Here is a 13,095-nt window from a genome sequence, read left to right on the forward strand (position 1 = left end):
AGAATCTCTTAGCCAGTAGGATCTAGCTGCCGGTTTGTGAAAAAAATATCAAAAATAATTTTTCTTCACAAAGTGATATTTTCAATTGGTTTTTGTAAGCGTTTTCTTAATCTTACTAAAAAAAGCAACTTTTCACAAGTATAAAGTTGCTTTTTGTTTTATTTTGTTAGGATTTGTTTTGTTTCAGTTTCAGAGAAGCAGTGTTACTTCTTGACCGGACCTTTTTCGGCCTTATCAAGGGCTTCTTTGACTGTTTGAGCATAGAGTTCCCCACCATTGGTTTCCATATTGAAGTGAACAGAGTCTGTTCCCACCCAAATATTTGGATTTTCAATTGCTACTTGGTACCAGTCCGCAATGGTGATAAAGTCGTATTTCTTGGCTAGTTCCAACTCATAAAGACGCGTTTGAACCGATTCACTGGACTGATCGTTGGCATAGCGACCATCATATGGTGTCACAAGGATCAAGCGACGGCCTTTTGGAAGTTTCTCAACATACTGATCCAGCAATTCTTTGTAGTTGCTGACGGTATTGGTTCCTAGGGCAATGACCACATTTTTTAGGAGAACTTTATTGGAGATATCGGTCTCAAAGACCTTCATTCCATTTTCCAACTGACGGCTCACCACCGCATCAATCTGGATACCCGGGATGGCTTTAGTCAGGTAGTCCTGCGCTCGCAAGTTAACCGAATCACCGATCATGGTCACACCATTTGAGACGTTATAGTCTGTTGCCGTCGCATTGTCCACCTGCGTCCGTGTGACCTGCATTTTGCTATCTGCTTGATTGAGCCCACTCACTACCAAACTCTCATCAAAAGCTCCGACGGTTGGTGCAAAGGCGGAGATTCCAACCATCAAGAGAGCCAGTGGAATCATGAGGTAAAAGATCGGCTTGGTCAAAAAACTGAGATCCATCTTCATACCAAAGACCCGAGGCTCCTTGCCTGCAATGGTTGGCTCCAAAATATAGAAGGACAGAGCCGTTAGAATCAAGGAAACGATCGTCGTCACAAGGGCTGCCATCATATTTCCCAAATGTTGAGAGAAGATGATAAAGAAAGGCCAGTGGAAAAGGTAGACACCATAACTAGTATCTGCCAAGAAATTGAGGATGGCTGGTTCTTTTTTATCTGGCGTCTTTTCATGGAGAATGCGGGCCGACAGAATCATGGCACAAGCTGCGATTGTCGCTGCTAAAAAACCAAATAGATAGGTCCACAAGCTATCAAATGGCAAGAAAAGACTGAGCACAAACAAGAAGGCAAAGCTTCCACCAAAGACCGATAAGGTCTTTTTCATGCTCCAAGACTGCACCAGCTTTGTAAAGTTCGGGCTGACATTGGCAATCCCTGTCACCGTTGCTAGGCATGATCCCGCAAAGAAGGGGAAGATGTGAGTGAAGCTAGAAAAATAGATGGTGGAGAAATTAGCTGTCAGAAAGGCGCGGATGAACATGGACAAGAAGGTGAAGAGAAAGAGCCCACTGGATGCCAGGAAGAGCATGCCTCGGTACTTTCCAACCGTCTTAGCCCGCTTAGCCAAGAACCATGCCAAAAGTGCCCATAGCACATAGTAATGCACTTCTAGAGCCAAACTCCAGGTATGAAGGAAGAGATGCGGAATGAAGTTACTTTCGTAACTACCGCCCGTTGCCATCTCAAAGAAATTGGTTACAAAACCAAAGACTGCCGCAATCTGAGTCCCAATACCAGCCACGTAGTCCCGTTGGACCATAAAGGTAAAGGGCATCACGACCAAGACCATAAAGACAAGGGGTGGTACGATCCGGTAAAAGCGCCGTTTCAAGAATGCCAGGTAGTCGATTCCTTGCTTGCGCGCAAATTCATCGATCAAGAGCGCTGTAATCAAAAATCCTGAGAAGGTGAAGAAAATATCTACCCCAATAAAGCCTCCAGGAAAGGCTTTTTGGAAGAAATGGTAAAGCAATACCAATAAGAGTCCTGTAACACGGACTAGTGAAAACCATTTAATGCGCATTTTGATAAATCCCCTGCTTGAATGTTCCTTTGTATACGACGTTGGCTTCTGTGGTTAAGGTGCCTTTACCCTCCGGCTGGCCGTTAACAAACTGCCCTTCATAGGTCCAACCATCCTTGGACTTAAACTTACCATAGCCGCTAAAAGAGCCGTTGACGAGGTTACCTGTATAGGTATCCCCATTTTTAAAGGTGACGGTTCCCTTGCCATTCATCTTGCCACGGACCAAACTTCCGTCGTAACGGATCGCCCCCTTATCCAAGGTCAAGACACCCCGACCTGGAATGGCTGAAAGGAAAACCAGCAAAGCAGATAGAATAATCACGACTAATGCTGCTATTTCTAAATTTTTTCGCGTCAGATAGACCTTATAGGTCTCATAAAATTCTTTCATATTCTGTATTCTCTCACATATCAAACTCTTAAGAAGTTGCTAACTGATCTAACCAAGCCTTACAGCCGCTCAGAACTCTGGAATAGGTCTCCTCAAAATCACCGGTATACCACGGATCTGGCACACTTTCAGCAGCAAAAAGATGAATCTTGTGCTCTGTCCCCGAAGGAGCCATTTGCTTCAGATCTGCTACATTGTTTTCGTCCATCCCTAGGATCAAATCAAAGTTGTAAAAATCCTCTTCCTTGATCTGTAAGGACGTCTTGGCTGGATCATAAGGGACTTGGTGTTGTCGAAAGATTTTCTGGGTTCCCCTATGGATGGGATTGCCATGTTCCCAGCTCGAGGTGGCCCGACTTTCAATCTCATACTGATCCGTCAAATCCTTCATGACAAACTCCGCCATGGGGCTCCGACAAATATTTCCTAAGCAGACAAAGACGATTTTTTTCATGATTCCACCTAACTCCTTGTTCGGACTGCCCAACCTAGCTGAGCTCTTCGCTTTCCACTATGGAAAACCAGCATACTATTACTATTATAACAAAAATGTGACAGAAAGATGACAAAGGGGCTCCATCATTTTAAAGAAAAATCAGATTCCTTTTTCAAATCTGATCTGTTTCTCTATTTTGGAAAACGAACCTCTAATGGAGGCCATTTACTCTGCCAATTTTTCTTTTTCATCCGCTCTGTATAAACCGCTAAACGCTCGGGGCTGGCTAAAAAATGCGGAGTCGGCTGAACGATGAAGTCTTCGATATCCCTTGTCCCATAGGGAAGAAAGAGCTCTAGCTGACCATCTTTCCTTAAGCGAACCGCAAGTGCCGTACACTGCTCGGGGTATTTGGAAACCGCGTCACAAGCACTGCGATAAGGAGCTGTCCCCGGACTATGCTGGTGCATGTAGACTTGATTTTTCACTTCCCAAGCGTACTGGGGATAGGTCTTCTGTAATTCCTGCTCAATCTGCTGCGTCTCCTCATAGCTGATCGCAGGCTCATAAAAGACCAGATCCAGATCTGTCGCCGCGTCAAACCCTGATCTTCCAGAAAGCCGGTTCCAGATGAAATTGCGCACCGCGCCCGCCGCTAACCAGGCATCTGCCAAGTTGAGATCCCGAATGATAGCCAAAACAGTCATCATCTCCGGATCCGCTTGGATTTGTTCTACTATTGCTTCTTCCGTCAGCATCTTCTTCTAGTCTCCATTGTAGGGATAACCCAGGTGTTCATAAGCCTTGCGAGTCGCCACGCGCCCTGTCCGGGTCCGCATGATAAAGCCTTTTTGAATCAAGTAAGGCTCATACATATCTTCTACGGTCTCGCGCTCTTCGGCAATATTGACCGATAGAGTCCCAAGCCCGACCGGGCCACCGCCGTACATCTCAATCATGGTGCGCAGGATCTTTTGATCGACATAGTCCAGTCCTTCATGGTCCACATCCAGCATAGAGAGGGCCTTGTCTGTAATGGTGTCGTCAATCAAGCCGTCGCCCATAATCTGAGCAAAATCGCGCACCCGCTTCAGCAAACGGTTGGCAATCCGAGGGGTCCCCCGACTACGAAGAGAAAGCTCTTCGGCAGCTTCGTGGGTAATCTCCATCTCAAAGATTTCGGCGGTCCGCTCGACAATCTCTGTCAAATCATCTTGCTCATAGTATTCCATGTGTCCGGTAATCCCAAAGCGAGCGCGCAAGGGATTGGACAGCATACCAGCTCGAGTCGTGGCCCCAATCAAAGTGAAAGGAGGAAGGTCCAGATGGACACTCCGGCTGCTCTCACCAGCGCCAATCATGATGTCGATGTAAAAATCTTCCATAGCGCTGTAAAGCACTTCTTCGACTGACATAGGCAGACGGTGGATCTCATCGATAAAGAGGACATCGCCCGGCTCTAGATCATTGAGGATGGCTACCAAGTCACCAGCCTTTTCAATGACAGGACCAGAAGTCTGCTTGAGATTGACACCCAGTTCATTGGCAATGACAAAGGCCATGGTGGTTTTCCCCAGTCCCGGAGGGCCAAAAAGAAGGACATGATCCAGCGCTTCATCCCGAAGCTTAGCCGCCTCAATAAAGATTTTCAGCTGGTCCTTGACCTTATCTTGACCAATATATTCATGTAAATATTGCGGGCGCAGCGTCCGTTCAACGGCCTCTTCATCGCCCATGATTTCATTGTCTAAAATTCTACTCATACAGTCTATTATAGCAAAAAATGATACCTTCGGTACTATAAATAGAATGTGTTTTTTAAAGATCCTGGTTCTCACTAGCGTTCGTTAGAAAAAGTTGAACGGTTGCCCTCATCGCCAACTTTTCTTTTTATTATACGGTCCCTTCTACTTCATCTATCGCTCACCATTTCACTTTATAATTATTTCCTTTAATGATAAAATTAAAGCAACAACGTTTAGGAGGTAAATTTATGTTTACTAAAACAAAGAAGATCCTTTTCGGTTTCTTAGCATTCTTTGCAGTGCTCCTTATTGCGGGATGTCAGTCTTCTCCATCGCAGTCTTCTAAAACAAATAAGTCTTCTCAAGTAAATAAATCTCCTCAAACAATCAAAGCACCACAAGATCTTACAAAGGATCAACAAGGAACTTGGAAATGGACTGACCAACAAATGACCATTCAGAAAGTATTCCTAGCTTCTAATATCAAAAAACTTGCCGCTGTACTAATGCTTGATGACTTCGATAAGGTTAAGATGACGATGACCATTAAAGACAAAACCGTTGAATTGAAGTACCATTTTGATTACAGAGAACTCTATGAGGATCAAGCATTTGCAACAGGAGAGAACAAAGCGAATTATGAATCGTATTTAAAAAATAAAACTGCTGAATTTAAGAATTATATTCCAAATTTGAAACATACAAAGATTACTCTTGACGAACCTAATTATGCCTATGATTACTCTCTAACTGGAGAAATCGATACACAGAAACATACTATTACGTTCCCTGAAACACCTACATTTTTAAGTAGAATTGTTATGGGAACCACGTATAATTCACTTGTACCAATTACTTATACTTACACCGTTGAAGGTAACCAACTAACACTTTATGCTGAAGGTAAGGATGAACAAAGTCATTTTAGAGTAATACGTCTTCGTTTCAATTACGTAGGAGACAATCATTAGAAGGAGTGATCAATCATGAACAATATGAAAAAAAGTTCCCTATGGATGTTTTCCCTTCTTGCTCTTCTATTTGTATCAGGATGTGGGCAACAGAAACAACAGCAACAGAAACAACAAACAACCGCTGAGACTACAACAGTTGCAGAAACTACCACAGTAGCACCTACCCCAGTCTCACTTGAAGGAGACTGGAAAGCTGTAGATTTTAGAGATACAGTGGAACGTACTTTCTTAATTTATTATGATGATGCTAATAGTCGATTAAAGGTTACTGAAGCCTTCCAAGATATCGTTCCGACTCTAAAAATAACAGGAACAGATGTAACTTATTCTTATAGTGCAGATATGAATAAGTATATTGATTTTTATGCTGAACAGAATAAAGATAAATATCCTACAAAAGAAGAAGCAACTGCCATCCTTCTAGGCGTAAGAGAAAAGAAATTTGGAAGTTTTAAACATCAAACTGGAACGTTTGATAACGATACAAAAGTGTTAACTGCAACGTTAAATGATGGGGTTTTAAAAGAGAATGCAAAAACGATCGTATTCCCTGAAGTTCCAAACATCTTTGGAGTTCTACCACTTTATATAAATTCTACAGACGTACCAATTACTTATCACTACGAATTGAATGGTGACATCCTTACAATTTACGCTGAAAAAACATTCGAAGAAACAGGAGCACATCTCGTTTATCCAATGAAATTCAAGAAAGTTTCAGATCCTAAAACTAATTAAATAGCTCACTGAGAGTGGGACAGAAATCGGTAATTCGTTAGAATTCGATTTCGTCGTCCCACCTCCGCACAGTTGAGTAGGGCTGTAAAAGCTGATGAAATCAGCGTAGTAGAGACCACTCAACCACTGCGTCTTGCTCGACAATCCAAAAATAATTGAGAGGCTAGGACTTTTGTCCCAGCCTCTTTTCTGTGCAAAAAAATAATTTAGGAAACCTTGAGAATTTCATCTGTTGGGTACTCTACTACATACAATTTTTCCGTTTCTTATGTTGAATAATCGGTCAGGTTACAAAACAAAATTGTGATTCGTTTGAAAGCCCTTGCAAAACAATTATGTTGCACGTATAATATAAGCGTAATACAATCATCTATTTTAAGGAGGTCTAGCGATGATTAGACGTTATAAAAAATTATTTTTAGCATTCGTTGCTCTGCTCTCAGTCTTCCTACTAGCTTCTTGTTCTCAAAAACAAAGTGGCTCTAAAAATGCTGCTAAAACAGAAACAGCAAAAGTCGAAACGATTGATGGCGAATGGGAATTAGTCGATACTCTCGATGCTTTAACGGAATCCATCGGAGCCTATACCCTCCATGGAATCCACTTTGCACACTTGCTTGAATCTGTTAAAGACTTCAAAATGGACATGAAGATTGAAAACAATACGGCAACGATTAAATACGACTATAACATTGATAACTTTATTAAAGCTTTCTACACTGTCACAACAGACGCTAGAGGCAAGACTGAAGAAGAATTCAAAAAAATCATGTATGACTCTCATGAAGGATTTGCAGGCGACTTTAAGAAATACAAAGTCAGCATGAATAAAGATACTGGCGTGTTTAGCTACGAAGCAACGGGTTCTATTGATCAAGGTGCCAAAACAATGACCTTTGATGAAGGACTTTCCGTAGCAAACTCATTCTTCTTCTCATTCGGTGAAAATCGCGTTTCGCCAAACACATATCACTACAAATTAAAAGACGACATGCTTTATGTCACGATTGACGGAAAAGCGAAGAAAAATAATCTTCCAGTTCACTATGAACTACACTTCAAACGTAAAGGAAGCACTACTCAAAAAGACCCCGTTCCAATTGAAGGAAAATGGCAAGCCATCGACTTCCGACCAGCTCTTGAACGTAGCTTAGCCTTTAAAGATTTTGACAATGATGATTCGGCTATCAAGCTGATCTATCCTGAGGCATGGAAAGATTTAAAACCAACGTTGAACATTACAGATACATCTGTTGAATTCGACTATACTGTATCTCTAGCAGATGGTTTTGGAAGGTTCTACGATTACTTAAAACAAAAAGATGCATCTAAAGTGACTCAAACGAAAGACGAATATATTAAAAATCAATTTATTAAATTATCAGTCAATCTACAGGATGGCGCTAAGGACTTGCCCAATACAACTTATGAATTTGATAGAGGTAATGCTAAAATTCATTCTGTTTTGAAGAACGGTAAATTAGATACAGCAAACCAAACGATTATCTTCCCAGAAGCTATCAACATTGTGCAACTTGCAACCATGTCCATTGGACCTGTCGCTAAAGAAACTACGTATAAATACTCTATTGATGGAGATATTTTAACGTTGACGATTGAACAACGCGATGGACATAATAATCTAAATACGATTATTTCAGCAAAATTCAAAAAAATGTCTGATGCAACGAGCAAGTAGTCATTCCACTGCTCCTTGAGAATTTCTCAAGGGGCTTTTTTTGTGCAAAAAAATAAAGAGCTTACGCTCTGTTAAAATACTTCAGTACCTTTGGTTCGGTTGAACTCTCTGAGTTCACCTCATTAATTTTTTAAAGATCGTAGTTCTCACTTGCGTTCGAACTGCGTCAATGTACCTAAGCTCGTCTACGTCCCTATCAGGCTTGGTTAGATGAAATAGGTTTAGTAATAATTACATAACGCAGTGGTTGATTGGTATCTTTGTTCGCTCTTATAGCTCCAAAGATTACCTAATCAACTGTGCGGGGGTGAGACAACGAACAATTTTAAAAAATTGTTCTGTCTCACTCCCAGAAAAAAGCCACCGGTTTTGGTGGCTCTTATAGGGAGATTATTATGAAAAAGTTTTAGGAGTTTTATCATTCAAAGTTAGGAGGTCTTTGATGATGCTATTAGTATACGATAGGAAGCTTAAAATTTCCTTATAGTTTTTCTAAAAAATTTTTTCTAGAAAAAGAGGATGTCCCAAGCAAGATTTTCACATCCTTGTTTGGGTCACCCCTTTCCTCCTTATTTCTTAGCGATGGCATGGTAGCTAGTCTTGCTGGTGAAGACTTGACCTGCTCTCAAGATGACCTTTTCAGCCTGGTCACTGTGAATGGCATCTGGCACTGTTTGGAATTCTAGAGCCAAGCCATTGTGCTGAACCATTGGTTGGCCTTGCAGATGAACAGTTTCGTCTACGAAATTGGCTGAATATACCACCAAGGCTGGGGCTTCTGACCTGAAGGTCAAAAAACGTCCAGATGGCTGATGGTAAAGAAAGCCGGCATTTTCATGCCCTTCTGGAAGAGCAAATGGATGGTCTAATCCTTCTACCAGACGGATTTGCGGATCAGAGTCCTTAAAAAGATCCTCCAAGAGCATAGCTTGGTAGAGATGCTGGACAACCGGACTTTCTCTATCCACGGTCTGAAGAGGAACACCGTCTGGATGGATAGGGTAAAGCCCTTGATGGTTGATCTGAAAGACATGGTCATTGATCGGCTGGGTGAAGTTCCCAGATAGGTTGAAATAGCTGTGGTTAGTCGGGTTGACCAAGGTATCTTGATCCGTTTCTACCCGATAAGCAATCTCGAGTTCACCATCTTCAGTCAAACCATAGGTTACCCAGATCTTGAGATTTCCAGGGAAACCACCGGTTCCATCTGCACGTTCTGTGTATAGGGTAATTTCCTGATCCGTTACCGACTCCACGCTAAACAAAGCGCTGTCCCAACCCGTCGGTCCACTGTGGTTGCAGTTGGCACCGTTATTGGCCTCCAAGTGATAGGTCTCTCCATTGAGTTCAAAGCTAGCTCCTGCAATCCGACCTGCTACCGGTCCAATACTAGCCCCATATTTAGGGCTATTGCCCACATAGTCCTCAAAGCGATCAAAGCCTAGAATAATATTCGTAAACTGGTCTTCTTTATCCGGTGTCACATATTCTAAGATCGTCGCCCCATAGGTCATGACAGATAATTGGTAGCCCTTGTCATTTTCGAGGCGATAAGCCCGAACCTCTTGATTTTGCCATTCCCCAAACACGCTTTCTTGATACTGTTTCACTAACCTTCTCCTCTCACTGTTTTTCTCCATTGTATCAGTTTCACAAGAAGAAACACTCCACTTTTTATAGAAAATTAGTGGCTATTCTTTATGAAATGGATGAATGATCACCCCTTGAACAACCCGATTGACGGTACCAGTCGGTGAAGGTGTGTCTGGGCGATTTTGCACCTTGAGCGAAGTCAAAAGAGAAATCAATTGACCATAGATAATGTAAGGGAAGGCACGGTAGATATCTAATGAGTCTGCTGATGCTTCCACCAACACTTCCCGTACATGCTCGATCCCTGCAGCTTGATCAGCCAAGAGAACGACCTGACGGGCAATTTGATCTCCTGCAACTTCGCGAACCAAGTCCAGATCATACTGACGGGTATAAGAATCAATGGAGCCAAATACCAGGACCAGAGTCTGGTCATTGATGAGGGATTTCGGACCGTGACGGAATCCGACAGGACTTTCATACATGGTTGCAATTTTTCCTGCTGTTAATTCCAAAATCTTGAGCTGGGCTTCATGGGCTAGGCCAAAGAAAGGTCCTGCTCCCAGATAGATCACGCGCTCAAAGTCTAGATCGACCACTTCCTTGACCGCACGGTCCTGCTCCAAGATTTGTTCAGACAGATGAATCAGTTCTTCTACTCGTTTTTCTTTGATCTCTTCCTCGCTTGGATCAAAGACCAAGAGAGCTGTCAAGAGCATGGAGGTAAAGCTAGAGGTCATCGCAAAGCCAGCATCGTTGGTTTCTTTTGGTTGGAGAAGCAAGAGATTGCGCTCATCTCCGTGGGCTTGCTGGGCCAGTTTCCCTTCTTCGGCACAGGTAATGGTGATCTGATAGAGCTCATCAACCAAGTCTTGAGCTAACTGCACGGTTGCGACACTTTCTGGCGAATTGCCACTCCGGGCAAAAGATACTAAAACCGTTGGAACCTCTTTTTTCAAATAGGTTTGAGGATGAGCTACGATATCCGTCGTCGCAATGGATTGAAAATTCCAGTGGCGTTCATCGTGCACTTCCTGCAAGTAAGGAACCAAGGTATCCCCCACATATGCTGAGGTTCCTGCCCCTGTCAAGATGACCTTGATATAGTCATGCTCTTGCCCAATCTTTTCTAAGAAAGCTTTGATTTCCGCTTTTCTTTCTTGGTACAAGCGAGCCGTTTCTTTCCAAACACTTGGTTGTTGGTAAATCTCACGTGTTGTGATCTCTGCTCCTAGCTCCTGCAAGTCTTCTTTTGTATAGTCTAACATAGAAACTGTTGTTCCTTTCTACAATCTAACGTTGATAAATGGGAAAGGAGCCTGAGATGATGCTCCCAGACTCCCATACCAACCTACTCATCTTCATCATCATCAAGGTTTGACAAGAGGTCATTGACCTTGACAATACTTTCTTTTGCACGTTCAGGGTAGTCCCCTTCATTACCAGTCAGGCTACTATTGATGAATTCGATAACCATCGGAAGATTCATCCCTGCGTATAAGTCAATCGCACGTCCTTCAAGGATCAAGCGGCTCACGGTGTTGCAAGGAGTTCCTCCCAAGAGATCGGCAAATACAATATAGTCTTCTAGACCTTGGACTGTTGCTTCTAATTTAGCAGTAAAGTCTTCTGGTCCTTCTTCTGGTAAGAGTGCAACCGTATGGATGGATTCTTGTGGTCCCATAATCATCTCTGTGCTCGCTTTGAGCTCTTCACAAAAGCGACCATGGCTGACCAATACTAACTCTTTTGCCATACCTTACTCCATTATGCCATTCCAAAGAAGAAGTGGCCAAATGCTGAGAATGCGATTGCTGCAAGGATGATGAGCAAGATAGCTTTTGTAGAGTTCATACCCTTACGTCCAAGCAACCAGTAGATTACACCTGTGATGATAGCTGGTACCAAACGTGGGAAGATAAGGTTGAGCATATCTTGAATTTCAATCGCTTTGTCCCCAATGTGTGGAGTCCAAGAAACTTCAACACCAATCATGCTGGCAATCAAGGCACCAACCATGAAGATACCCAGAACGGCAGCTGCGTCGATCAAAGCTGTCAAGGTACTTTGCATATTGTTGATGAGGTTAACCCCTTCTTTATAGGCAAATTCCAACTGTTTCCAACGGAAAATGTCATAAGCAACTGCCACAGCGATCCACAAGAAGATACCGGCTGGGTTTCCTGCAATAGCCAAAGTTGCTGCGATTGAACCCATAATAGCTGGTACCAATGATCCAAAGATTGAGTCCCCAAGAGGAGCGAATGGTCCCATGAGACCTGTCTTGATCCCGTTCACCGCATCTTTTGATTTGACACCATCTTTTTCTTCCAGAGCAAGGTCAAAACCAGTGATAATGGTGTGGAAGAATGGTGAAGTATTGAAGAATTGCGTATGCAATTTCATCATTTCTTTCAATTCTGGAGTGCCATCACCATACATTTTACGCAACTGAGGTAAAAGCATATAAAGGTAACCAGAAGCCTGCATCCGTTCGTAGTTCCAACCCAATTGGAAGGTGAAGAGGCTACGTTTGTTGATTTGTTTAAAATCTTCTTTTGTTAGTTTGTAATTAGAATTCGTCATCTTCAATTTCCCCGCTTTCTACATTGCTTGCTGGAGCAGCTACGACTGTACGTTGACTGTTTTTGAAGTGTTGTACTGCAAGGAAGATACCGATAATGGCAATACCAATCATAGATACACTCTTGAAGTTGTTAACAAAAGTAATAGCTTGTTCTTTTGGAAGTTTAGCGAACACATCAGAACCAACAATGCTAGACACTGCAGCACCAAGGCTTTGAACATTGCTATAAAGCACTGTCAACATTGCTGTTAAGCCAAAGCCAAGTGCTAAGTAGTGAAGGTTACGACGAACAGGAAGGTAACGAAGCAAGATCGCAAATCCAAGACCTGGAAGCATTTGACCTGCAAGTTTCAGACCGTTTGCCAACCATTGTACATTAGCAAGACCTGTAACAACAGTTTCTACGAAAGAACCACCAAAGGCAAGCGCGAAGAAGACTGGAAGGGCACGAGAAAGAGCCCAAGGAACAGCACCAAGAAGGTAGTTGCGTTCAATTCCTTTATAGTCGTAACGTTCGATCGCAGCATCTACACGGTGAGCGAAGTAAGTTGTAGTCATACGACCAAGAATATCAAAGTAGGTCAACAAAGTTGCTACCGGCACAGCGATTGTAGCAATAGCAATCTCTGGATCAATCCCTTTTGCTACTGAGAAGGCAGTCGCAAGAACGGCACCAGATGTTGCGTCAATACGAGAAGCTCCACCGAAAGTACCTACACCGAGCACTGTCAATTGAAGAGAAGCTCCGATAAATAGACCTGTCTTTAAATCCCCCATGACAAGTCCTGTAATGAAACCAGCAAAGACTGGTGATCCTGCTGATGAAACAATCGTCAACTCATCACAGATTTGATAAGCTGAGTACAAAGTAAGTAGTAAAATTTGCCACCATTGTATCATGACAATTTCCTCCTAAAAATTTT

At 42.7% G+C, this 13,095-nt stretch carries 13 protein-coding genes; 3 read left to right on the top strand and 10 right to left on the bottom strand.

Going from position 1 to position 13,095, the window contains the following annotated elements:
• Positions 1-203 precede the first annotated feature (203 nt).
• From P5Y91_RS07830 to ruvB, 5 genes are all read right to left on the bottom strand, one after another.
• The gene (locus tag P5Y91_RS07830) at positions 204-2,006 is read right to left on the bottom strand and encodes an acyltransferase family protein (protein WP_155125381.1); all 1,803 of its coding nucleotides are present in this window, start codon (positions 2,004-2,006) and stop codon (positions 204-206) included.
• The gene (locus tag P5Y91_RS07835; RefSeq protein ID WP_003009379.1) at positions 1,996-2,400 is read right to left on the bottom strand and encodes an MORN repeat-containing protein; all 405 of its coding nucleotides are present in this window, start codon (positions 2,398-2,400) and stop codon (positions 1,996-1,998) included. The genes P5Y91_RS07830 and P5Y91_RS07835 overlap by 11 nt, the downstream gene beginning before the upstream one ends.
• A gap of 28 nt (positions 2,401-2,428) precedes the next feature.
• Positions 2,429-2,854: a low molecular weight protein-tyrosine-phosphatase gene (locus P5Y91_RS07840; protein WP_003009377.1), complete on the bottom strand. Its 426-nt coding sequence runs from the start codon at positions 2,852-2,854 to the stop codon at positions 2,429-2,431.
• A gap of 173 nt (positions 2,855-3,027) precedes the next feature.
• Positions 3,028-3,594, bottom strand: coding sequence for a nucleotidyltransferase family protein (locus P5Y91_RS07845; RefSeq protein WP_277839214.1), 567 nt, complete (start codon positions 3,592-3,594; stop codon positions 3,028-3,030).
• A 6-nt stretch (positions 3,595-3,600) separates the two neighbouring features.
• Positions 3,601-4,599, bottom strand: a complete 999-nt coding sequence (gene ruvB / locus P5Y91_RS07850) for a Holliday junction branch migration DNA helicase RuvB (protein ID WP_021154208.1) — start codon at positions 4,597-4,599, stop codon at positions 3,601-3,603.
• 230 nt (positions 4,600-4,829) lie between these two features.
• Between ruvB and P5Y91_RS07855 the strand changes: the two genes are divergently transcribed.
• The 3 genes from P5Y91_RS07855 to P5Y91_RS07865 all read left to right on the top strand — a co-directional run bounded on the left by P5Y91_RS07855 (position 4,830) and on the right by P5Y91_RS07865 (position 7,992).
• On the top strand, positions 4,830-5,552 hold the full coding sequence (locus P5Y91_RS07855; RefSeq protein WP_259334907.1) for a hypothetical protein: 723 nt from the start codon (positions 4,830-4,832) through the stop codon (positions 5,550-5,552).
• Positions 5,553-5,567: 15 nt separating this feature from the next.
• A complete protein-coding gene (locus P5Y91_RS07860; protein WP_118398182.1) occupies positions 5,568-6,293 on the top strand; it encodes a hypothetical protein in 726 nt (241 codons plus the stop codon).
• A gap of 391 nt (positions 6,294-6,684) precedes the next feature.
• The gene (locus P5Y91_RS07865; protein WP_118398184.1) at positions 6,685-7,992 is read left to right on the top strand and encodes a hypothetical protein; all 1,308 of its coding nucleotides are present in this window, start codon (positions 6,685-6,687) and stop codon (positions 7,990-7,992) included.
• A 569-nt stretch (positions 7,993-8,561) separates the two neighbouring features.
• On the opposite strand, the gene P5Y91_RS07870 is transcribed toward P5Y91_RS07865, so the two are convergent.
• The 5 genes from P5Y91_RS07870 to P5Y91_RS07890 form a co-directional block, all read right to left on the bottom strand.
• Entirely contained in the window at positions 8,562-9,602 is a 1,041-nt protein-coding gene (locus P5Y91_RS07870; RefSeq protein ID WP_118398187.1) for an aldose epimerase family protein, read from the bottom strand.
• Positions 9,603-9,683: 81 nt separating this feature from the next.
• Positions 9,684-10,853, bottom strand: coding sequence for an SIS domain-containing protein (locus P5Y91_RS07875; RefSeq protein WP_118398190.1), 1,170 nt, complete (start codon positions 10,851-10,853; stop codon positions 9,684-9,686).
• An 83-nt stretch (positions 10,854-10,936) separates the two neighbouring features.
• The gene (locus P5Y91_RS07880; protein WP_003009328.1) at positions 10,937-11,341 is read right to left on the bottom strand and encodes a PTS sugar transporter subunit IIA; all 405 of its coding nucleotides are present in this window, start codon (positions 11,339-11,341) and stop codon (positions 10,937-10,939) included.
• 11 nt (positions 11,342-11,352) lie between these two features.
• Positions 11,353-12,171 carry a PTS system mannose/fructose/sorbose family transporter subunit IID gene (locus P5Y91_RS07885; protein ID WP_023920055.1) on the bottom strand — a complete coding sequence of 273 codons (819 nt, stop codon included), beginning with the start codon at positions 12,169-12,171 and terminating at the stop codon, positions 11,353-11,355.
• Positions 12,158-13,072, bottom strand: a complete 915-nt coding sequence (locus P5Y91_RS07890; protein WP_049483971.1) for a PTS mannose/fructose/sorbose/N-acetylgalactosamine transporter subunit IIC — start codon at positions 13,070-13,072, stop codon at positions 12,158-12,160. The genes P5Y91_RS07885 and P5Y91_RS07890 overlap by 14 nt, the downstream gene beginning before the upstream one ends.
• Positions 13,073-13,095: the final 23 nt, after the last annotated feature.

The organism is Streptococcus taoyuanensis (assembly GCF_029589235.1).
GTDB lineage: Bacteria > Bacillota > Bacilli > Lactobacillales > Streptococcaceae > Streptococcus > Streptococcus taoyuanensis.